Below are 20,369 nucleotides of genomic sequence, written 5' to 3'. Positions count from 1 at the left end.
CGCCCGACGGCGCCACCCACCTTCCGGTGGATGCCGCCGTCGCGGTTACTGCTTGAGTGGTGTCGTCTTGGGCCACTGCCAGGACTTCTCCGTGCTCTTAAGCGTCGCCGTTCTTAGGCGTCGCCGCCTGCTCCGCCGGTGGTGCCGGCGTTCACATCCAGGAGCCGGTACTTATCGATGGCCTTTTCCAGGGCACCTTCTTCGACTTCTCCCTTGGCGGCGAGGAGTTGGAGGGTTTTGGCGACGATGGAGTGGGTGTCGTTTTTGAAGTAGCGGCGGGCGGCTTGGCGGGTGTCGGAGAAGCCGAAGCCGTCTGCTCCGAGGGAGGCGAAGTCGTTGGGGATGAATTGGCGGATTTGGTCGGGGACGGCTTTCATGTAGTCGGACACGGCGATGACGGGTCCGGTGGTGCCGGCGAGTTGTTCGGTGATGAACGGGGTGCGGGCGGGTTGGCCGGGGTTGAGGAAGGCGTGTTCCTCGGCGGCGAGGCCGTCGCGGCGTAGTTCGTTCCAGGAGGTCACGGACCATACGTCGGCTGCGACGCCCCAGTCCTCGTTGAGGATGCGGGCCGCTTCGATGGCCCAGGGCACGGACACGCCGGAGGCGAGGATGTTCGCGGTGGGCCGGTTGGTGTCGCCTTCGGGTGCGGGGGCGAGGTGGTAGATGCCCTTGATCAGCCCGGTGGTGTCCAGGTTTTCGGGTTCCGCGGGTTGGGTGATGGGTTCGTTGTAGACGGTGAGGTAGTACATGACGTTCTGATCAGTACTGTTGTCGCCGTACATTTCTTCGAGGCCGTGGCGGATGATGTGGCCGATTTCGTAGCCGTAGGCGGGGTCGTAGGTTTTCACGGCGGGGTTGGTGGAGGCCAGGAGGGGGGAGTGCCCGTCGGCGTGTTGGAGTCCTTCGCCGGTGAGGGTGGTCCGTCCTGCGGTGGCGCCGATGATGAAGCCGCGGGTCATTTGGTCCGCTGCTGCCCAGAAGGAATCTCCGGTGCGTTGGAAGCCGAACATGGAGTAGAAGACGTAGATCGGGACCAGGGGTTCGCCGTGGGTGGCGTACGCGGTTCCGGCGGCGGTGAAGGCTGCGACGGCGCCGGCTTCGTTGATGCCGGGGTGGATCAGTTGCCCGGCGGGGGATTCCTTGTAGGCCAGGACGAGGTCCCGGTCCACGGAGAGGTAGTTCTGGCCCTTGGGGTTGTAGATTTTCGCGGTCGGGAAGAACGCGTCCATGCCGAAGGTGCGGGATTCGTCCGGGACGACGGGCACGAACCGGGCGCCGAAGTTTTTGTCCCGCATGAGGTCCTTCAGGAGCCTGACGAAGGCCATGGTGGTCGCGGCTTGTTGTTTGCCGGATCCGCGTTTGGCGACTTCGTAGGATTTGGCCTCGGGCAGGGTGACGGGGGTGTGGGTGCGGCGGCGTTCGGGGACGAACCCGCCGAGTTCGGCCCGGCGTTCCATGAGGTATTTGATTTCCGGGGCGTCCATGCCGGGGTGGTAGTACGGGGGCCGGTAGAGGTCCGCGTCGAGCTGGTCATCGCTGATGGGGATGCGCAGGTGGTCACGGAAGGCCTTGAGGTCTTCCATGGTCAGCTTTTTCATCTGGTGGGTGGCGTTGCGGCCCTCGAAGTGCGGGCCCAGGCCGTAGCCCTTGACGGTTTTGGCCAGGATCACGGTGGGTTTGCCCTTGAACTCGGTCGCTGCCTTGTACGCGGCGTAGACCTTGCGGTAATCGTGCCCGCCGCGTTTGAGGCCCCAGATCTGGTCATCGGTCAGGTCAGCGACCATGTCCTTGGTCTGCGGGGACTTGCCGAAGAAGTGGTCCCGGACGAACCCGCCGGACTCGGCCTTGTAGGTCTGGTAGTCACCATCGGGGGTTTCGTTCATGATTTTCACCAACGCCCCGTCGGCGTCCGCTTCCAGCAGGGAGTCCCATTCCCGGCCCCAGACGACCTTGATCACGTTCCAGCCCGCGCCGCGGAAGAACGCCTCCAGTTCCTGCATGATCTTGCCGTTGCCGCGCACCGGCCCGTCCAGGCGCTGGAGGTTGCAGTTGATCACGAAGTTCAGGTTGTCCAGGTTCTCGTTCGCCGCGAGCTGGAGCAGGCCGCGGGACTCGGGCTCGTCCATTTCCCCGTCACCCAGGAACGCCCAGACCTGCTGGTCCGAGGTGTCCTTGATCCCGCGGTTGTGCAGGTACCGGTTGGACTGGGCCTGGTAGATCGCGTTCATCGGCCCGATACCCATCGACACGGTCGGGAATTCCCAGAAGTCCGGCATCAGGCGCGGGTGCGGGTACGAGGACAGGGCATGGCCTTCCCGGGACTTTTCCTGGCGGAACCCGTCCAGGTCCTCCTCCGAGAGCCGGCCTTCCATGAACGCCCGGGCGTACATGCCCGGGGACGCGTGGCCCTGGAAGAACACCTGGTCCCCGCCCGAGGGGTGGTCCTTGCCGCGGAAGAAATGGTTGAACCCGACCTCGTACAGCGTCGCCGCGCCGGCATAGGTGGAAATATGCCCGCCCACCCCGATATCGGACCGCTGCGCACGATGGACCATGACCGCGGCGTTCCAACGCATGTACGCACGGTACCGGCGCTCGAACTCCTCGTTCCCGGGAAACTCTGCTTCCTGGTCCACCGGGATCGTGTTCACATAATCAGTGGTCGTCACCATCGGCACACCCACCGACCGGGCACCGGCACGCTGCAACAACGAACGCATAATGTACTGGGCACGCTCCGTGCCCTGCTCCGCGATCAACGCATCAAGTGACTCAATCCACTCCGCGGTCTCTTCCGGATCACGATCAGGCAGCTGGGCAGTCAACCCGCTGAGGATGTGTGAGGTCTCTTCTCCTGCAGCCACGTCCAACCTTCCTTTAGGCGCATGCATCGGCGCCTCAGGTCCGGCAGGGTAACTGCCCGTCATGAACGCGTCGTGTGCGACATCTCGGTTTCAACAGCCCGGTCGGATGCGCCGGGCAGGTCTTGTGAGCGCATGGCTGCCCAGTAGAATTCCTCGGGGCGATCGCCCTGCAGCCAAAGCGCTCATGGCCACTCTAGCTTTGACAGCGCTGGGATGCGTAGCCGCGGGGCTTCAGGGGCGTTGTATGTCACATGTTGGTGCCCTCCGTGACGGAAGCCACGTAATTGTCACAGCCCCGAAACACCCTAGGTAGTGCGGAATATGCGTCATCGCAGGGACAATGGCTTGAAGCACACGCCCAAAGGGTGTTGGCTGTTAGTAATGGAAGTCACTTCAAAAGGAGGAAACGTGAGCGAGGCCGACGCCGCCACATCGGTAAATGTGGCGGAAAGATTGGGTTTCAAAGACGGGGATCTGATTCAGGAACGCGGCTACGACGACGACGTCGATTTCGACTTACGTGACGACATTGAAGATGTCACGGGCTCTGAGCTGTTGGATGAAGATGATCATGACGTCGTAGACGCTGTTATTTGCTGGTGGCGGGACGGCGATGGTGACCTGGTCGATGCTCTGATGGATTCGCTCACCACCTTGAAAGAAGGCGGCGTGGTGTGGGTTCTGACCCCCAAATCCGGCCGCGACAATTACGTTTCCCCGGCCGACATCCAGGACGCGGCTCCCACGTCCGGGCTGCACCTCACCACTTCTGCCGGGGTCTCGAAGGACTGGAGCGCCACCCGCTTGGTGCCAAAGAAGAACAAGTGACGGAAGTCCAGCAAGCGCCGGCCCCCGTACTCGTCCCTGGGATCGGACAGGTTGCGCCTGACTTTGAACTCTTGAATCAGTATGGCGAGCCTGTCCGCTTGTCGGATTTTAGGGGTCGCAACGTTGTCGTGGTTTTCTATCCGTTCGCGTTCTCCGGCATCTGCACGGGAGAACTGTGTGAGATTCGCGACCATCTCGGCATCTTCGAAGACTCGAACGCAACTGTGCTGGCTATCTCCGTGGACAGCAAATTCGCCTTGCGTGCGTACGCCGAGCAAGAACGCTACGGGTTCGATCTTTTGGCCGACTTCTGGCCACATGGAGCGGTGGCACAGGCTTACGGGGTCTTTGATGCCCGTAGCGGGATGGCTCTCAGGGGAACGTTCATCATCGATGCCGAGGGAATAGTCCGGTATGTGGTGGTCAATCCGCGGGGACAGGCGAGGGACCTCGCAGGCTACCGTCAGGCGCTCTCCGAATTGGGTGAGCAGCAGGGGTGAAGCAGGTACGGCCCGGTGTGGGTATGACCGGATTCGCCAGCATGGAGCCCGCCCTCGCTGCCACCTTGGAGGCAGGGGAAGAGGCGGCCCTGCAAAAGGCCCTCGACATCCTGGCCGGCAAGCGGCTAGCCATGCTCACTGGCGCCGGCCTCAGCACCGATTCCGGCATCCCGGATTACCGCGGACCTGGTTCAGCGCCCCGGAACCCGATGACGTATCAGGAATTTATTGGCAGCGCTGCCAATCGACGGCGGTATTGGGCGCGGAACCATATCGGCTGGTCCCACCTCCGGCATGCTCATCCGAACGCAGGCCATGACGCCGTCGCCCTCATGGAACGGCGGGGCCTGCTGACCGGCCTCATCACCCAAAACGTGGATCGGCTCCACGAGGATGCCGGGAGCATCAACGTGGTGGATCTGCACGGGCGCTTCGACCAGGTGATTTGCCTTGAGGACGGGCACATATTTTCCAGAAAACTGCTGGCCGCCATCCTTGAGGAGCTTAATCCGGGGTTCGTGGCGGCCGCGCTTGAGGCAGGCGTGGTGGAGATGGCGCCCGACGCTGATGCCACGGTGGAAGATCCGGAACTCATCAAGTCGTTCGTGATGGCTGTTTGCCCTGTTTGTGGTGGCACGCTGAAGCCCGACTTCGTCTACTTTGGCGAAAGCGTGCCGAAAAACCGCGTCGAACGGGCATATGCCATGGTGGACGAAGCCGAAGCCCTCCTGGTTGCCGGTTCCTCGCTTACGGTGATGAGTGGGTTGCGGTTCGTGCGCCATGCGGCAAAAGCCGTCAAATCTGTGGTCATCATCAACAGGGGGCAAACGCGTGGTGACGAATTTGCTGCCCTGAAACTCGACGTCGGAGTCAGCGGCGCCCTGGGTTACCTCGCACGGAATTTGCCCGAGCTTCCTGCGGCAGGCGGCCCGATTGGTGTTTCTCCCGAATGATCATGTAGAGTCATTGTTCGTTGGTTGAAGCGCTAAGGCACTGAAGCCGCACTTTGGGTCTTTAGCTCAGCTGGTAGAGCGCCACGTTTACACCGTGGATGTCATCGGTTCGATCCCGGTAGGACCCACCAAGAAACCCCGTCATCCTGAACCATAAGGTTTGGAATGACGGGGTTTTTCGTTTTCCCCAGGCAGAAAAGGCCGGTCGGAAAAAGTCGGTGCCCGCGCCTAGTGTCTGGCTTATGGAACAGGTATACATCCGCAGCACGTCGGACGGCACGGCCACGGCGGTGGTCCGTGGCTGTCACGAGTGGCAAATTGCCGAAGAGCCGTTCAGGTGGTTCGAGAGGGTGCCATGGTGGGAGAACTCCAAGCGAATGCCCCGGGGGCAGGGCCGCGTGGATGTTGAGGTCCTGCAAGTCCAGGTGCGGCTGGGAAACAACGCACTGTCCCACCTGGCAACATGGGAACTCGTGCGCGATGGAAGCGGTGGTGGCTGGTACCTGCGGGGCGAAGAGCTGGCGGCCGCGTAGAATCCGGGCCGGGAAATGGATGAGCTCTCCACCACGACTATTGGGGGATGCCGCGGTGGAGAGCTCGAAAATGAATATACAGCGAACTTTTCGGTTTGGAAAGCAAAGCCCTTCATGAAGCCTTGTATGTCGGTACAGTCGTCATTCTTGCCGGTCTAACAGCTCAGACTGACACTATGATGGGTACTGTTCAGCTGAATGAACAGCCGGTTTGACATGACGAAGGAGAATCATGGCCGATTCCCGCATCACCCGCTCCGAAGGGCTGGGCGCCTCTTCGCCGGCACCTGCGGTGACCCGCGCTGCGGCAGTTCTGGAGGCACTTGCTGAGTCATCGTCGGGTCGCCTCACGCTGAGTGATCTGTCCAGGGAGCTGGGGATTCCCAAATCTTCCACGTCCAATCTCCTGCTGGCGCTCGAAGAAGCACGGCTTATTACCAGGCAAGGGGCAGATTTTGCCTTGGGGCGGAAGCTCGTGGAGCTCGGTGCTGCCTACTTGAGCCGGTTGGACGAGGTGCAGGAGTTCTATAAGTACTGCGAGCAGGCACCAACCCTGTCCGGCGAAACTGTCCGCATCGCAATGCTGGACGGGGACCATGTCATCTACCTTGCCCGCTATGAGGGTCATCCAGCTGTGCGGCTGACCTCCAACATTGGCGATAAGATGCCGGTTTCCCTCTGCAGTGTGGGAAAGGCGCTCCTGGCGCAGTTACACGACCACGATATCGATGCCATGTTCCCGGATGGAATGGAACTTCCGGTCATGACGCCGAACTCGCTGCGTACGGCCGAGGAACTGAAGGCGCAGATTGGCACTATCCGCAAGCAGGGGTATGCCTTCGAAGACGAGGAATCCACTGTTGGCGTGGTGTGCCTGGCTGTTCCCGTGCCCACGCATGGAGCGCACGGCCCCAGCCTCGGCCTCTCCGTTACTGCGCTGAAGGCCACGTACTCCGAGGAGCAAGGCGCACTCATGGTTAAGGAGCTCAAGGAACTGGCCCGTTCCCTGGGGAATCCCATGGGATAGTCACCGAATGCCGTGCGTCACATTTCCCCGGATTGAATAAATCTGATTTCAACCTTGGCAGCAAGTTCAACAAGCTGTACGCTGTTCACCATAGTGATCTTGGCGGTGATGCCATTCACTATCTCACCGGGCCAACGGGGGCCTGGGGTGATTTTGAGGGAGTGCTTGTGACAACTCGTACTAATGCAAAGCTCGCAGCTGAAGCTGACGATGCTGTTGTTGAGCCGGAACAGCTTCGTAGGGCGACGCTGGCCAGCTCCGTGGGTTCTGCCCTGGAGTACTACGATTTCTACATTTATGGACTGGCCTCGGCGTTGATCTTCGGGCCCTTGTTCTTCAAGCCGTTGGGTGAGAGTGGCGCTTTGATCGCCTCCTTTGCCACCTACGGAGTGGGATTTGCGGCCAGGCCGTTCGGCGGTATTTTCTTCGGATTCATCGGAGACAGGTTTGGCCGCAAAATGGTCCTCTTGCTGACAATCGGCATGATGGGACTCGCCAGCTTTGCCATCGGCCTGCTGCCCACCTTCGAACAGGCCGGAATGCTCGGCGCCGTGCTCCTTGTGACGTTGCGCATCATCCAGGGTTTGGGTGCCGGGGCGGAGCAAGCTGGGGCCACAACCTTGATATCCGAGGTAGCGCCGCCGAAACGCCGCGGGTACTTCGCGTCGCTACCATTCGTGGGTATTCAGCTGGGAACGCTACTGGGTGCTGGAACGTTCGCGCTGCTGCAACTGGCGAATAAGGATGCCTTTGAGGCCTGGCTCTGGAGGGTGCCGTTCCTTGCCAGCTTTGTACTGATCATTGTTGCCGTCTTCATTCGCCTGAGGTTGAAGGAAACCCCAGTGTTTCAGGAGTTGGAGAAGCACAAGAATGTGGTCAAAAACCCTGTCGGGCAGCTTTGGAAGCACTCCAGAAGGAACGTGCTTGTCGGCATAGGACTCCGTATGGGAGAGAACGGCAATTCTTCCATCTACTCGGCACTGCTGATTTCCTTCATGTCGGTCAAGGAAGGTGTCTTCCCTGGGGACAAGTTCATTGGCCCTGTGGGACTCCTGATAGCCGCCGGATTCGCAGCCGTCATGGTGGTCACCTTCGGTGCTCTCTCGGACCGCTTTGGCCGAGTGCGCGTCTACCGCTACGGGGCCTTGTTCCAAGCGTTCTTTGCCATCCCGGCCTTCTATCTGGTGACCCTTGGAAATGTGACGCTCGTATGGGCTGTCATGGTGGTTGGCATCGCACTGGGTGTCCAGTCCATGCTGGGGCCGCAGTGCCCTTTGTTGCCTGAGCTGTTTGGTTCCCAGTATCGCTTCACCGGCGTTGCCCTGAGCCGGGAAATCTCTGCCGTGCTGGCGGGCGGCCTTGTACCGCTGCTTGGCGCGATCCTCCTGGCTGCCACGCACAACTCCTGGGTGGTCCTTGCGGTCTACTCACTCGTGTTGGCGCTGATTTCTTTCATTACGACGTTCTTTACGCCTGAAACAGCTGGACGCGACCTTCGTTCTCTTGAGGACGCGAAGTAGTCCAGCGGCAGTTCAGACTGGAAAGGCTCCGACCCCGGCGGGGTCGGAGCCTTTCTGTTGGAGTTTACGGAGGCTTAGTAGAAGTGAACCGGATCCACCAAGTGGGGAAGGTCGCCACCGTCGAGGAAGGCGCGGAGGTTGCTGCAGAATCGTTCGGCAATGAGGCGGTTCTCGGCCGTGCTCAGTGCGGAGGTGTGCGGCGACACCAGGACCTGCGGATGGTTCCACAGCGGGCTGTCCTGCGGGAGGGGCTCGACGGCAAAGACGTCCAGGCAGGCATAAGCCACCTGCCCGTTGTTGAGGGCTTCCAGGAGTGCGTCCTCGTCCACCACGGTTCCGCGGCCAACGTTGACGAAGACCGTTCCTGGCTTCATCGCATCGAAGGCGTCCTTGTTGAACAGTTTTTCCGTGTAAGGCGTTCCGGGGAGCGTGTTTACTACGGCGTCAGCGCTGGAAAGCAGGCGTGGGAGGCTGTCGTTGTCGGTGACCTCGTCGATCCCTTCGATAGCCTCAACGTTGCGCTTGGTGCCGCTGACCTTCATGCCCAAAGCGCGGGCTATGCGCGCTGTTTCCATGCCGATCTCGCCGAGCCCTGCGATGACCACTTTGGACCCGTTGACCAACTTGGTGGGTGTCCGCAATTCGGGCCAAACCTTGGCGGCTTGGTCCTGGGCCATTTCGGCGCTGCGCTTGAAGCCGTTGAGGATGCCAAAGGCGGAGAACTCCGCGAGCGGCAACGCGTGGACCCCGGCTGAAGTAGTCACGCGGAATTTCCGTAGCGTTTCAGTGTCCAGCCCCGAAGCCTTGACGGCTCCGCCGGCGCCGGCGGCCATGGCGTGAATCCATTGAAGGTGCGGATTGCTCTGGGCAATCCGGGCAAGGCCGGCCGGGCTTTCGTTGGGGAAGCCGTAGAGAACCTGGGCCCGGTTAAGCATGGCCCAGTAGCGTTCTTCCTGGTCGGGGGTGCGTTTGAAATCCGGGTCCCCGCTGTGGTCGGCCGGGAAGCGTTCGGGTGGAAGGAGGTCGGGTTCGTACAGAACAGTTATGGAGGGGTCTACGGCGCGGATACGCTCCACATGCTCAGCTTCGAGCGGTACAGCGATCGCGATGGTAAGTTCATCAGTCGTCATAGTGTTCATCATACTGAATGGAGGCTAGGATATTGAACAGATTTTCTTTTGGTGGACACAAAGAAGTGAGGTTCTTCACAAAATGACCAGCAAACGTGTGGGTTTCGTGGGCTTGGGGCTCATGGGAGCTCCTATGGCCGCCAACATCGCCAAAGCGGGATGGGCTGTCACGGCGTGGAACCGTTCCGACACTGTTTTCCAAGGCCTTGCCGGCATCAGTCGCGTAGACACCCTTGCCGAGCTCCGGGACGAACCAACCATCGTTTTCATGCTCCCCGATTTGCCCTTGATTGAGGCAGCAGCACAAGGCTTGCTCGATGCATGGCGCGCCGAAGCACCCCAGCCGGGCACCGCCGTCATCGTGATGAGCAGTGTGTCGCCAGCGGCGGTCCAGGAGTTTGGCGAAACCGTCCGTGAGGCCAGCGGTGGAAACGCGGTGGTGGTTGACGCGCCCGTGAGTGGCGGGACCACGGGGGCGGAGAACGGAACGCTGGCCATCATGGCAGGGGCATCGGAAGCGGACTTTGAACGGCTCATGCCGCTGTTCGAAACCATGGGAACCACCGTCCGCCGCATGGGGCCGCTGGGTTCCGGCTCGCTCGCCAAAGCGTGCAACCAACTGATAGTGGGGACCACGACGGCGGCACTCGCCGAGGCAGCCGAGCTCGCTGAACGCTCGGGCATGGATGTCAGTGCCCTCTACGACGTGCTGGCCGGTGGCCTGGCCGGAAGCAAGGTCTTGGAGATCGTGGGTCCTCGACTTGCCGCCAAGGACTATGCCCCCACAGGTCCGGCAAAGTTCATGCACAAGGATCTGGCCTTTGTGGTCCAAAGTGCGGAATCGATCGGAGTTGCCGTTCCGATGGCCTCGGCAGCCATTGAACTCTATGCCGAACTGAAACGGCAAGGACTCGGTGACCAGGACCTCGCCGTTGTCCGCAAAGCCATAGCCAACATGAGCTTGGCCGCAGCTGGCTCTCCGGGCACCAACTGAGAAGGAAAGAACGCAGACTATGAGTGGACTATTCGACCTGACCGGGCGCATCGCCTTGGTTACTGGATCCAGCCGGGGGATCGGCAATGCCCTTGCCCGTGGCCTGGCAGATGCCGGCGCTACGGTGGTGCTCAACGGGATCAATCCGGAACGGCTGGCCACGGCGCACGATGCCATGGCTGCCGATTATCCCGACGGTCGGGTCTTCAGCCGGGCTTTCGACGTCACAGATGCCACCTCGGCAGCTGAAGGCGTGCAATGGATCGAGGGCACTGTGGGGCCGTTGGACATCCTGGTGAACAACGCCGGCATCCAGCACCGGGTTCCGATGCTTGACCTCGACGTCAAGGACTGGGACCGCGTGATCACCACGGACCTGACCAGCGCCTTCCTGGTGGGCCGGGAGGCCGCCCGGCACATGATCCCGCGGGGTCGGGGGAAGATCATCAACATCTGCTCGGTGCAGACCGACCTTGCCCGTCCCACGATCGCCCCGTATGTCGCCGCCAAGGGTGGGTTGCGGAACCTCACCCGCGCCATGACTGCTGAGTGGGCCGCCTCCGGCTTGCAGATCAACGGCATCGCCCCCGGCTACATCCACACTGAGATGACGCAGAACCTGGTGGATGATGAGGCGTTCAATTCCTGGATCCTGGGCAGGACCCCGGCGAATCGTTGGGGAACGGTGGCCGACCTCGCCGGACCTACGGTCTGGCTCGCGTCCCAGGCGTCCAACTTTGTTAACGGCCAGACGATCTTCGTCGATGGTGGAATGACGGTGGTGGTCTGATGGGCATCAAGCTTCCAACCTCCGGCCCTGCCGTCGTAGCCCATGGCAAGGGTGACCTGCGCATTGAGGACATCCCGTTGACCGTACCGGCGGTGGACGAATCGATCGTGGAGATTGCCTATGGCGGTATTTGCGGATCTGATCTGCACTACTGGCTCCATGGCGCAGCGGGCGAGTCCATCCTCAAGGCGCCGATGGTACTCGGCCACGAAATCGTTGGTGTGGTCATCCAGCAGGCAGCCGATGGTACCGGCCCGGCGGCTGGAACGCCCGTGGCCGTCCACCCGGCGACCCCGGCCCCGGGCGAGGTCCGCTACCCGGAGGACCGGCCCAACCTTTCCCCGGGCTGCACCTACCTGGGCAGTGCTGCCCGCTACCCGCACACCGACGGCGCGTTCAGCCGTTACGCGAACCTGCCCTCACGGATGCTCCGTGCCCTTCCCGACACCCTTGACCTGCGGACCGCGGCGTTGGTCGAACCTGCCAGCGTCGCCTGGCACGCGGTCGCCCGCACCGGGGACGTCCAAGGGAAGACCGCGCTGGTGATCGGCAGCGGACCCATCGGGGCCCTGACGGTCGCCGTCCTCAAGCGTGCCGGCGCGGCCCGGATTGTCGCCGTCGACATGCATGACAAGCCGCTGGAGATCGCCCAGGCCGTCGGCGCCGATGCCGTGCTCAAAGGTGACCAGGCCGAGGCCATCGCCGCGGTGGACGCCGACGTCGTCATTGAGTCTTCCGGGAGCCACTACGGACTGGCCTCGGCCATCAAGGGAGCCACCCGCGGCGGCACAGTGGTCATGGTGGGACTTTTGCCGTCAGGGCCGCAGCCGGTGTTCATTTCGCTGGCCATAACCCGCGAACTGGAACTGCGGGGCTCCTTCCGCTTCAACAACGAAATCGATGACGTCATTGCGGCATTGGCGGACGGATCGCTGTTTGTGGATCCGGTTGTCACGCACGAGTTTGACCTCGCACACGGACTTGAGGCATTTGAAGTGGCCAGGAACTCCGCCGAATCCGGCAAAGTCCTCCTGAACTTCCAGCGCTAGTTCTTCGCCACGGGTACGAAGACGCGGGGCTGGTCGTTCCAACTGGGCGCCAGCTCCGCGATCGTTTGGCGCATTATTTTTCCGGCCGCGTCCCTGGCCTGCTGGCCGTCGCCGGCGTCGATGGCGTGGGCGACGTCAATATGCCACTGCAGCGCCTGCTTCTGCGGGTGCTCCGGCATGAGTCCGTGCACCGTACGTCCCGTCAGGGTCTCTGTCACTTGGCCAATCAGGTTGGCAAACATTTCGTTCCCGGAGCCGGAAAGCACCAGCGCATGGAACCGGATATCAAGGTCCAGGAACCGTGGCATGTCACCGGCGTCGCCGGCCTCCTTCATGGCCAGCGAAATGTCCACAAGTTCCTGGCGGAGGCTTTCCGGAGCGTTGCCGGCTGCCAGTTCTGCAGCAACAGGCTCGACGGCGGACCGCAGCTCCGCGAGGGACCGCAACTGGGCGCCACGGCCCTCGCCAGCCAAACGCCAGCGGATGACCAGTGGATCGAAAGGATTCCAACGATGGGCGGGGAGGACACGGATTCCTACACGCTTGATCGTCTCCACCAGGCCCAGCGATTGCAGCACGCGGACGGCCTCCCGGACCACCGAGCGCGAAACGTTGAGCTCATCTTCCAAATGTTCGGCCAGCATGACGTGGCCGGTGGGAAGGGCGCCGCCCACGATCCGGGTTCCCAGATGCTCTACGGCGCGGTGGTGGAGGCTGGTTGACATAGACGTAAGCATAGTGGGGCGAAGACATTCCGCGTGCAGCCTCCGATGTCCTTGGCGCCCCGAGAGTCTGCGGAACGTTCGCGCATCATAGACTGTTTATGACGCGGCGCCGTTCCAAAACGTGGGCGCTGCTTTCCCGCTCACGGCTTAGATACGTATGGTTTATTACAGCCCCTGGTTATGAAATCGCTTCCTGCGTGTCCGCAGGACTGTTTGTACACGATCGAATTGGAGTTTTGATGTCAGCACACATCGGTGTCACCGGCCTTGCGGTGATGGGCGCCAACCTGGCCCGCAACCTTGCCCGCAACGGCTTCACCGTGGCTCTCCACAACCGCTCCGTGGAAAAGACTGACGCCCTGCTGGAAAAGCACGGCACGGATGGCGATTTCATCCGCACGGAATCGCTGCAGGAACTCGTCGACTCCCTCGAAAAGCCCCGCCGCGTCCTCATCATGGTCAAGGCCGGCGCTCCCGTCGACAACGTCATCGAGCAGCTCGAGCCGCTGCTTGAGGCCGGCGACATCATCATCGACGCCGGTAACTCGCACTACGAGGACACCCGCCGCCGCGAAGCCGCCTTGGCCAAGAAGGACCTGCACTTTGTGGGCGTTGGCGTTTCCGGTGGTGAAGAAGGCGCGCTGAATGGTCCTTCGATCATGCCCGGTGGTTCCAGGGAGTCCTACGACGCCCTTGGCCCGCTGCTGGAAAAGATTTCCGCCAAGGTGGACGGCGAGCCGTGCTGCGCCTGGATCGGTACCGACGGCGCCGGCCACTTCGTCAAGATGGTCCACAACGGCATCGAATACGCCGACATGCAGGTCATCGGTGAAGCTTTCGACCTCCTCCGTTCAGGTGCGGGCATTGAGCCGGCCGAGCAGTCCAAGATTTTCGCTGAGTGGAACAAGGGCGATCTGTCCTCCTTCCTGATCGAAATCTCCGCCGAGGTCCTGGGCCACGTTGACGCCAAGACCGGCAAGCCTTTCGTTGATGTCGTGGTGGACGCCGCAGGCCAGAAGGGCACCGGACGCTGGACCGTTATCTCCGCCCTCGAGCTTGGCTCCCCGGTCTCCGGCATCGCCGAATCCGTTTTCGCCCGCGCACTCTCTTCCCAGACCGAGCAGCGTAAGCTCGGCCAGGAACTGCTGGCAGGCGAAGAAGCTTCCGTGGAAATCCCCGAAACGTTCGTCGAGGACGTCCGCCAGGCGCTGTACGCCTCCAAGCTGGTCTCCTACGCACAGGGCCTGGACATGCTGACCTCCGCTGCCAAGGAGTACGGCTGGGACCTTAAGCTGGACGAGATCGCCTCGCTGTGGCGTGCCGGCTGCATCATCCGCGCCGAGCTGCTCAAGGACATCACCAAGGCCTACGCGGCCGAAGAGAAGCCAGCAAACCTCCTGTTCGCGCCGGCCTTCACCAAGGCCATCGCCGAAGCCCTCCCGGCCTGGCGCCGCGTTGTAGCTACCGCTGTCCAGCTGGGCATCCCGGTACCGGTCTTCTCCTCCTCGCTGGCATACTACGACGGCCTGCGTCGCAAGCGCGTTGCCGCTGCGCTGATCCAGGGCCAGCGCGACCTCTTCGGTGCGCACACCTACGGCCGCGTTGATGCCGAAGGTACGTTCCACACTCTGTGGGGCGAAGACAAGTCCGAGATCTCGGCAGTCGACACCCACTAGGTATCCACCGCAGGGCCGGTTCTTCCCCGATACGCTGGGAGGAGCCGGCCTTTGCCGTGCCGGAACGGGTACTGGGCCATCGCGGCGAGTGCCACGAGTCAAGGAGCCAGTGCCATGACCGACCGTATTGCCTTTGTCACTGGAGCGTCTACCGGCATCGGTTTCGAGACGGCGCGTGCCCTGAGGTCCCACGGATTCATTGTCTACGCCGGTGCGCGCCGAGTGGAGAAGATGCATCCTCTTCAGGCCCAGGGAATCACCGTCATGCATCTTGACGTGACGGTAGAAGAGTCCGTGGCCTCAGCTGTGGCACTTGTTGAGGCTGCACACGGACACATTGATGTACTGGTGAACAACGCAGGGTACGGCTCCTATGGCTCCCTGGAAGAGGTTCCTTTGGCCGAAGGCAGGCGCCAATTCGACGTGAACGTGATGGGTTTGGCGAGGATGACACAACTCGTCATTCCCAGGATGCGGCAAGTCGGTTCTGGTCGGATCATCAACGTCTCGTCCATCGGCGGAAAGATCTATGAGCCCCTGGGCGCTTGGTACCACGGAACAAAATTCGCGGTGGAGGGGATGAGTGATTCCTTGCGGCTCGAGTTGAAGCCGCACGGCATCGACGTCGTCCTCATTGAGCCGGCCGGCACGGACACCGAATGGGGAACCCTCGCCGGCGAAGGCCTGTTGTCTGCGTCCGGTAGGGGTCCATACAAAGAGCAGGCCAACGTCATGGCAGCCGCTCTGGCGTCAACGTCCGGACAGATTTTGTCTACACCCCCGAGGGTCGTGGCGAGGGCAATAGTTCGTGCGGCAACGGCAAAACGCCCCAGGACCCGCTACCCGGTGGGCAGGGGAGCCTGGAGCGTCCTGGCGTTGCGCAGGTTGCTTCCTGACCGCGCCTTCGACGCGGTGCTTTGGAACTCCTACAAGAGATTCACCGGGTAGCTCAGCTAGATCCGGTATTCGATGTAGTACTCGGCCGGGTCAACCGCCGGTTTGGTTTCGGATTTCGCATCGCGGTGCCGCCACGTGGCTGGAATGCCGGTGATGATCGACTCCGGGGGAGCGTTCTTCACCACTACGGCGTTTGCGCCAATTGCGCTGTCTGCGCCGATGGTGATGGGTCCCAGGACCTTGGCGCCGGCGCCGATGGTCACCCGATCCCCGATGGTGGGATGGCGCTTGACCTTGGCAAGGGACCGGCCACCCAGCGTCACACCGTGATAAATCATCACGTCCTCGCCGATTTCGGCTGTTTCGCCGATCACGACACCCATGCCATGGTCGATGAAGAAGCGCCGGCCGATGGTTGCGCCCGGATGGATTTCGATGCCCGTCAGGAACCTCGCCAACTGTGAAATCAGGCGGGCAGGGAAGCGAAGGGCCGGGTTTTGCCAGAGCTTGTGGGTCACACGGTGTGCCCAGATGGCATGGAGGCCGGAGTAGGCGAAAAAGTTCTCAAAAGAACCTCGAGCCGCCGGGTCATGTGACCGGGCGGCGTCGAGGTCTTCCTTAAGCCTTGCGAAGAAGCTCACAAAGACCTTTCTACAGGAAATGAATGCTTGCGGGCGAAGTGTTAGCCGCGGATATCGTCAAAAAGCACTGTGGAGATGTAACGCTCTCCGAAGTCCGGGACGATCACGACGATCAGCTTGCCCTTGTTCTCGGGTCGCTTGGCGACCTCCAAGGCACCCCATACCGCGGCACCGCCGGAGATGCCGGCGAGGACACCTTCCTTGGAACCGAGGGCGCGGGCCGTGGCGACGGAGTCTTCAAGGGTCGCGTCGAGAACTTCGTCGTAGACGTTGGTGTCCAGGACCTCCGGGACGAAGTTGGCGCCGAGGCCCTGGATCTTGTGCGGACCCGGGCTGCCACCATTAAGGATGGGGGAGTCCTTGGGCTCGACTGCAATGATCTGGACTTCGGGCTTGCGCTCCTTGAGGACCTGTCCCACGCCGGTCACGGTACCGCCGGTGCCGACGCCGCCAACGAAGATATCTACTTCGCCATCGGTGTCAGCCCAGATTTCCTCGGCAGTGGTGTTGCGGTGGATCTCAGGGTTGGCCGGGTTGGCGAACTGCTGCGCCCAGACGGAGTTCTCCGTGTTGGCAACAATTTCCTGGGCCTTTTCAACAGCCCCGCGCATGCCTTCGGAACCCGGCGTCAGCACGATCTCTGCACCGTAGGCGCGCAGCATGACACGGCGTTCCGTGGACATCGTCTCAGGCATTGTCAGGATGACCTTGTAACCGCGCGCAGCACCCACCAGGGCCAGCGCGATTCCCGTGTTGCCCGAGGTACCTTCCACGATGGTTCCACCCGGCTTCAGGGCACCGGACTTTTCGGCGGCGTCGATGATGGCCACGCCGATGCGGTCCTTCACGCTGTTGGCCGGGTTGTAGAACTCAAGCTTGACCGCAACAGTGGCCTCGAGGCCTTCGGTAAGCCGGTTCAAACGGACCAGCGGAGTGCGGCCGACCAGCTGGGTGACGTCGTCGTAGATCCTTGCCATGAAGATTATGCCTATCTCTGAAGAGGGAATGCTGAGGTCAGCCTAACCAGCCGCATCGACACCCTGCTAAGCAGTTAGCCATGCAGAGTAATATTTCCGGGCCTTGGCCAGCTTGGGATTGATGATGACCTGACAGTAACCCTGGTATGGGAACTTGGCGTAATAGTTCTGATGGACTTCCTCTGCCTCGTAGAACTCGGGTAGCCGGCTCACTTCCGTCACTATCGGATTGGCCCACAAGGATTGGGCGCGTTCGATTGCTTCCTCGAAGAGGATCTTTTCCTCGGTAGTGGTGTAGAACATCGACGAACGGTATTGGGTGCCTGTGTCGTAGCCCTGCCGGTTCAAGGTGGTGGGGTCGTGCAACGCGAAGAACATGTCGAGAATGACTTCCTCCGGCACCACGGTTTCATCGAATGTCACCGCAACCACCTCCGCATGACCGGTGGTTCCCGAGCAGACGTCGTAGTAATCGGGATTGCGGACATGGCCCCCTGTGTAGCCGGAGACCACGGAACTGACGCCACGGGTTTTCTGGTACACGGCATCCAGGCACCAGAAACATCCACCACCAAGTACAAAAGTTTTCATGATCTCTTCAATGGATTGGAGGGCCTGATGATTCCCGCATTACCTTACGGGACAATAACGCCACTGGGCAGGTGCGGCGGCTACCAAGACTGCCCCATCGGGCCCAGTAGGTAAGAATAAGAGTATGGAAGCAGTAGACACCGCCATTTCTGATGCGGATTCCAGCGACGACGCCGGGACAGTGGAAGCAAGCGGGGACCCGACCCTTGGCCAGGTGTTGCTTGCCGTTGAGGAACTCTGGCCAGAGTCCTTGGCTGAGGATTGGGACGAGGTGGGCCTCGTAGTGGGGCGCCCCAACGCGCCCATCACCAAGATCCTGTTTGCTGTGGATCCCACCTTGGCAGTCATAGACGAAGCCATTGAGTGGGGCGCCGGGCTCCTGATTACGCATCATCCGTTGCTGCTCAAGGGCGTGAACTCCGTCGCCGCCACTTCCGCGAAGGGCTTGGCCGTGCATCGGCTGATCGAAGCGGGCACGGGACTCCTTACCGTCCATACCAACGGTGACTCCGCCGTCGGGGGTGTATCCGACGTATTGGCGGACGCCTTTGGCCTGGAGAATGTCGTTCCTCTTACCCCTGCTGCCAATGGCTTGCCCGAGGAAGGCATTGGCAGGGTTGGTGATCTTCCTGAGCTGATGACGCTGGGTGATTTCGCTGCCCGCGTCTTCGGGATGCTTCCCGCGGTGGCCGGAGGCGTCCGCGTGGCCGGTGACAAGGACGGGCTGCTGCGGCGTGTCGCCGTCTGCGGTGGCGCGGGGGACAGCTTGTTCGATGCTGTCAGGGCCAGCAACGCAGATGTGTATGTTACAGCTGACATGCGGCACCATCCGGCGTCGGAAGCGCGTGAAGGCGCGGTCAACGGCCGGCCCTACCTCATCGACGTCTCGCACTTTGCCAGCGAATGGCTGTGGCTGCCCGTAGCCGCGGAAGCGCTTGGCAACGTACTGGCTGATCAGGGCTACGACGTCGAGATCCGTGTCAGCAGCACCAACAGCGATCCTTGGGACTTCATACTCACTCCCGGCGGGGACTAGAGTCTAGAAGACACGGACAGTCCCAACACAGGCCGTCCATCCGGTACTGATCCCCAGGCCCGGAAGTGACAAGCGGAGGTAAGCGTGGCGAAAGCAGCACCGGCAGAACAATTGAAATTGCTTGAACTGCAGGGACTGGACGCCAAGCTCAAGTCGTTGGCGGGCCGCCGGAAGGTGCTGGAAACAGATCCGCGGATAGCCGACCTGCAGGATGCACTCAGCGTTGCCAATGGTGAGCTGGGTGCGGCCAAGATGGCCGTACACGACGCCGAAGCCGAACTGCGTCGTTCGGAAGCGGACGTGGAGCAGGTCGCATCCCGCATCGAACGGGACGAAGCCAGGCTCAACAGCGGAACCGGCCTCTCCAAGGACCTCGTTGCGCTCCAAAGTGATATTGCGTCCCTTAATAAGCGCCGCTCCGACCTTGAAGATGTCGAGCTCGAAATTCTTGAGCGGCTCGACACCCTGCGGGAGCGCCAGGCCGCACAACAGGTCATTGTGGACGACATCCAGGGTTCATTCGCTAGTATCCGCGCGGAATTGGATGAAGCAATCGCAGAGATCGCAGCGGAGGAAACCACAGTCAGGGGGCAGCGGGCCGCCTTCGCGGAAGCCCTTGACGCCGGAATGTTGGCGGTTTACGAGAAGACGATCGCCAAACGGGGAGTTGGCGCCGCGCGCCTTTTCCACGGTAAGTCGGAAGGTTCAGGCATGATGCTCAGCCCCGGCGACCTCGCCGAAGTCAAGGCTGCCGCTGACGACGACATCGTCTTCTGCCCTGACTCAGGCTGCATCCTGGTCCGTTCGGCCGAGTGGAATTGATCTAGCCAGCCAGGATGATGTTGAGGGCGTGCGGCTTGCGGGGCGTCCCGGGAACAAGCTCCGCTGTCCAGACTTCTTTGGCGGCCTTTAGCAGCTGATCAGGTGCGGCAGGGGCCTTGCTGCGCCTGGTCAGCAGATGCCTGGCAAACTCACCCCGCGTGTGCTTGGCAAAGTGGCTCACCACTGTGCGCTTGCCGTTTGCCTCACTGAACACATTCACCGTGACGGTTTGCGCTGCTGGTGGAGCCCATGCTGCTGCGTATGTGCTGGAACGGCAATCCACCAGCAATTCTCTTTCAGCCCGTTGGGCGAGGGCCGCTTTGAGGTGCGGTTTCCAGAAGGAGGCGAGGCGTCCGACGTCGGGCAGTGCCGTTCCCATGGACAGCCGGTAGGCGGGCACTTGGTCGCCAAAACCGATGGCGCCCCACAGGGCCGAAACCACCAGAATGGATTCGGTAGCCTTGCGGCGCTGGGACGTCGTCATGGAGTTGTAGCCAAGCGCGTCATAAAGGACACCTGAGTAGACCTGGTGAGCGGGCGCCGCCGGCTCGGCGTGCAGCCTGGTATTACGTTCGACGTCGTCCTTCAGCGAGGCGCCAACGCCCAGCAATGCCAGAGCGTCCTCGTGCGCGCTGACGGTGCCCAACGATTCCAGGACCTTGGCGCGGTACGGGTTCAGCTCGGGAAAGCTGAGGGATTCCCAGGCCACGGCGGGACCTTTGACGGCGGGGGTCTTGCCTTCGGAAGGCGGCAGCAGAATCAGCACCCGTCGATATTACCGGGGACTGAAGCCACCTCCGACGCCGGTAGACTGTA

Annotated in this window: 20 protein-coding genes and 1 tRNA gene; 14 read left to right on the top strand and 7 right to left on the bottom strand. The window is 61.7% G+C overall.

Features of this window, described 5'->3' with window-relative positions; genetic code table 11:
* Positions 1–113: 113 nt before the first annotated feature.
* Entirely contained in the window at positions 114–2,891 is a 2,778-nt protein-coding gene (aceE, locus tag LDN75_RS15430; RefSeq protein ID WP_223937597.1) for a pyruvate dehydrogenase (acetyl-transferring), homodimeric type, read from the bottom strand.
* 381 nt (positions 2,892–3,272) lie between these two features.
* On the opposite strand from aceE, the gene LDN75_RS15425 reads away from it, so the two are divergent.
* From LDN75_RS15425 to LDN75_RS15395, 7 genes are all read left to right on the top strand, one after another.
* Positions 3,273–3,692, top strand: a complete 420-nt coding sequence (locus LDN75_RS15425) for a DUF3052 domain-containing protein (RefSeq protein ID WP_216925434.1) — start codon at positions 3,273–3,275, stop codon at positions 3,690–3,692.
* On the top strand, positions 3,689–4,192 hold the full coding sequence (locus LDN75_RS15420; protein ID WP_223933230.1) for a peroxiredoxin: 504 nt from the start codon (positions 3,689–3,691) through the stop codon (positions 4,190–4,192). Before LDN75_RS15425 ends, LDN75_RS15420 begins: the two co-directional genes overlap by 4 nt.
* On the top strand, positions 4,189–5,145 hold the full coding sequence (locus tag LDN75_RS15415) for a Sir2 family NAD-dependent protein deacetylase (protein ID WP_223933228.1): 957 nt from the start codon (positions 4,189–4,191) through the stop codon (positions 5,143–5,145). The genes LDN75_RS15420 and LDN75_RS15415 overlap by 4 nt, the downstream gene beginning before the upstream one ends.
* 55 nt (positions 5,146–5,200) lie before the next feature.
* A tRNA-Val gene (locus LDN75_RS15410) sits at positions 5,201–5,276 on the top strand.
* 111 nt (positions 5,277–5,387) lie between these two features.
* Complete coding sequence (locus tag LDN75_RS15405) at positions 5,388–5,678, top strand: hypothetical protein (protein WP_223933227.1); 291 nt, start codon at positions 5,388–5,390, stop codon at positions 5,676–5,678.
* Positions 5,679–5,910: 232 nt separating this feature from the next.
* On the top strand, positions 5,911–6,705 hold the full coding sequence (locus tag LDN75_RS15400; RefSeq protein ID WP_223933225.1) for an IclR family transcriptional regulator: 795 nt from the start codon (positions 5,911–5,913) through the stop codon (positions 6,703–6,705).
* A 161-nt stretch (positions 6,706–6,866) separates the two neighbouring features.
* Positions 6,867–8,225, top strand: coding sequence for an MFS transporter (locus LDN75_RS15395; protein ID WP_223933224.1), 1,359 nt, complete (start codon positions 6,867–6,869; stop codon positions 8,223–8,225).
* A gap of 74 nt (positions 8,226–8,299) precedes the next feature.
* Here LDN75_RS15395 and LDN75_RS15390 read toward each other — a convergent pair whose 3' ends face one another.
* Complete coding sequence (locus tag LDN75_RS15390) at positions 8,300–9,367, bottom strand: D-2-hydroxyacid dehydrogenase (RefSeq protein ID WP_223933222.1); 1,068 nt, start codon at positions 9,365–9,367, stop codon at positions 8,300–8,302.
* A 70-nt stretch (positions 9,368–9,437) separates the two neighbouring features.
* On the opposite strand from LDN75_RS15390, the gene LDN75_RS15385 reads away from it, so the two are divergent.
* The 3 genes from LDN75_RS15385 to LDN75_RS15375 are packed head-to-tail and all read left to right on the top strand — an operon-like array spanning position 9,438 to position 12,188.
* The gene (locus LDN75_RS15385) at positions 9,438–10,349 is read left to right on the top strand and encodes an NAD(P)-dependent oxidoreductase (RefSeq protein ID WP_223933220.1); all 912 of its coding nucleotides are present in this window, start codon (positions 9,438–9,440) and stop codon (positions 10,347–10,349) included.
* A 19-nt stretch (positions 10,350–10,368) separates the two neighbouring features.
* On the top strand, positions 10,369–11,139 hold the full coding sequence (locus tag LDN75_RS15380; protein WP_223933219.1) for an SDR family oxidoreductase: 771 nt from the start codon (positions 10,369–10,371) through the stop codon (positions 11,137–11,139).
* Positions 11,139–12,188, top strand: coding sequence for an L-idonate 5-dehydrogenase (locus LDN75_RS15375; protein ID WP_223933217.1), 1,050 nt, complete (start codon positions 11,139–11,141; stop codon positions 12,186–12,188). The genes LDN75_RS15380 and LDN75_RS15375 overlap by 1 nt, the downstream gene beginning before the upstream one ends.
* Here the strand turns inward: LDN75_RS15375 and LDN75_RS15370 are convergent.
* Positions 12,185–12,913 carry an FCD domain-containing protein gene (locus tag LDN75_RS15370; RefSeq protein WP_223933215.1) on the bottom strand — a complete coding sequence of 243 codons (729 nt, stop codon included), beginning with the start codon at positions 12,911–12,913 and terminating at the stop codon, positions 12,185–12,187. The genes LDN75_RS15375 and LDN75_RS15370 overlap by 4 nt on opposite strands.
* A gap of 239 nt (positions 12,914–13,152) precedes the next feature.
* Here LDN75_RS15370 and gndA point away from each other — a divergent pair, with 239 nt between their 5' ends.
* Positions 13,153–14,589: an NADP-dependent phosphogluconate dehydrogenase gene (gene gndA / locus LDN75_RS15365; RefSeq protein WP_223933214.1), complete on the top strand. Its 1,437-nt coding sequence runs from the start codon at positions 13,153–13,155 to the stop codon at positions 14,587–14,589.
* 114 nt (positions 14,590–14,703) lie between these two features.
* Positions 14,704–15,537, top strand: coding sequence for an oxidoreductase (locus LDN75_RS15360; RefSeq protein WP_223933213.1), 834 nt, complete (start codon positions 14,704–14,706; stop codon positions 15,535–15,537).
* Between the two features lie 5 nt (positions 15,538–15,542).
* Here LDN75_RS15360 and epsC read toward each other — a convergent pair whose 3' ends face one another.
* From epsC to msrA, 3 genes are all read right to left on the bottom strand, one after another.
* A complete protein-coding gene (gene epsC, locus LDN75_RS15355) occupies positions 15,543–16,127 on the bottom strand; it encodes a serine O-acetyltransferase EpsC (protein ID WP_223933212.1) in 585 nt (194 codons plus the stop codon).
* Positions 16,128–16,168: 41 nt separating this feature from the next.
* A complete protein-coding gene (cysK, locus tag LDN75_RS15350) occupies positions 16,169–17,104 on the bottom strand; it encodes a cysteine synthase A (protein WP_223933210.1) in 936 nt (311 codons plus the stop codon).
* A gap of 66 nt (positions 17,105–17,170) precedes the next feature.
* On the bottom strand, positions 17,171–17,695 hold the full coding sequence (gene msrA / locus LDN75_RS15345) for a peptide-methionine (S)-S-oxide reductase MsrA (protein WP_223933208.1): 525 nt from the start codon (positions 17,693–17,695) through the stop codon (positions 17,171–17,173).
* 124 nt (positions 17,696–17,819) lie between these two features.
* On the opposite strand from msrA, the gene LDN75_RS15340 reads away from it, so the two are divergent.
* Both LDN75_RS15340 and LDN75_RS15335 read left to right on the top strand, forming a co-directional pair.
* On the top strand, positions 17,820–18,731 hold the full coding sequence (locus tag LDN75_RS15340; RefSeq protein WP_223933206.1) for a Nif3-like dinuclear metal center hexameric protein: 912 nt from the start codon (positions 17,820–17,822) through the stop codon (positions 18,729–18,731).
* A gap of 84 nt (positions 18,732–18,815) precedes the next feature.
* Positions 18,816–19,553 (top strand): C4-type zinc ribbon domain-containing protein, encoded by a 738-nt coding sequence (locus tag LDN75_RS15335; protein WP_223933204.1) that lies wholly within the window; start codon positions 18,816–18,818, stop codon positions 19,551–19,553.
* Position 19,554: 1 nt separating this feature from the next.
* On the opposite strand, the gene LDN75_RS15330 is transcribed toward LDN75_RS15335, so the two are convergent.
* Positions 19,555–20,319: a peroxide stress protein YaaA gene (locus LDN75_RS15330; RefSeq protein WP_223933203.1), complete on the bottom strand. Its 765-nt coding sequence runs from the start codon at positions 20,317–20,319 to the stop codon at positions 19,555–19,557.
* Positions 20,320–20,369: the final 50 nt, after the last annotated feature.

Origin of the sequence: Arthrobacter sp. StoSoilB5, from assembly GCF_019977235.1 — a bacterium.
Taxonomy (GTDB): Bacteria; Actinomycetota; Actinomycetes; order Actinomycetales; family Micrococcaceae; genus Arthrobacter.
Note: the sequence above shows the minus strand (reverse complement) of the source record. Positions and strands in the feature narration are given on the sequence as shown.

Excerpts from the sequence above, each read along its gene's own strand:
- LDN75_RS15360 (WP_223933213.1), top strand. The coding sequence starts at position 14,704 with ATGACCGACCGTATTGCCTTTGTCACTGGAGCGTCTACCGGCATCGGT.
- LDN75_RS15370 (WP_223933215.1), bottom strand. The coding sequence starts at position 12,913 with ATGTCAACCAGCCTCCACCACCGCGCCGTAGAGCATCTGGGAACCCGG.
- LDN75_RS15340 (WP_223933206.1), top strand. The coding sequence starts at position 17,820 with ATGGAAGCAGTAGACACCGCCATTTCTGATGCGGATTCCAGCGACGAC.
- msrA (WP_223933208.1), bottom strand. The coding sequence starts at position 17,695 with ATGAAAACTTTTGTACTTGGTGGTGGATGTTTCTGGTGCCTGGATGCC.
- cysK (WP_223933210.1), bottom strand. The coding sequence starts at position 17,104 with ATGGCAAGGATCTACGACGACGTCACCCAGCTGGTCGGCCGCACTCCG.
- gndA (WP_223933214.1), top strand. The coding sequence starts at position 13,153 with ATGTCAGCACACATCGGTGTCACCGGCCTTGCGGTGATGGGCGCCAAC.
- LDN75_RS15380 (WP_223933219.1), top strand. The coding sequence starts at position 10,369 with ATGAGTGGACTATTCGACCTGACCGGGCGCATCGCCTTGGTTACTGGA.
- LDN75_RS15385 (WP_223933220.1), top strand. The coding sequence starts at position 9,438 with ATGACCAGCAAACGTGTGGGTTTCGTGGGCTTGGGGCTCATGGGAGCT.
- LDN75_RS15390 (WP_223933222.1), bottom strand. The coding sequence starts at position 9,367 with ATGATGAACACTATGACGACTGATGAACTTACCATCGCGATCGCTGTA.
- LDN75_RS15400 (WP_223933225.1), top strand. The coding sequence starts at position 5,911 with ATGGCCGATTCCCGCATCACCCGCTCCGAAGGGCTGGGCGCCTCTTCG.
- LDN75_RS15405 (WP_223933227.1), top strand. The coding sequence starts at position 5,388 with ATGGAACAGGTATACATCCGCAGCACGTCGGACGGCACGGCCACGGCG.
- aceE (WP_223937597.1), bottom strand. The coding sequence starts at position 2,891 with ATGCATGCGCCTAAAGGAAGGTTGGACGTGGCTGCAGGAGAAGAGACC.
- LDN75_RS15375 (WP_223933217.1), top strand. The coding sequence starts at position 11,139 with ATGGGCATCAAGCTTCCAACCTCCGGCCCTGCCGTCGTAGCCCATGGC.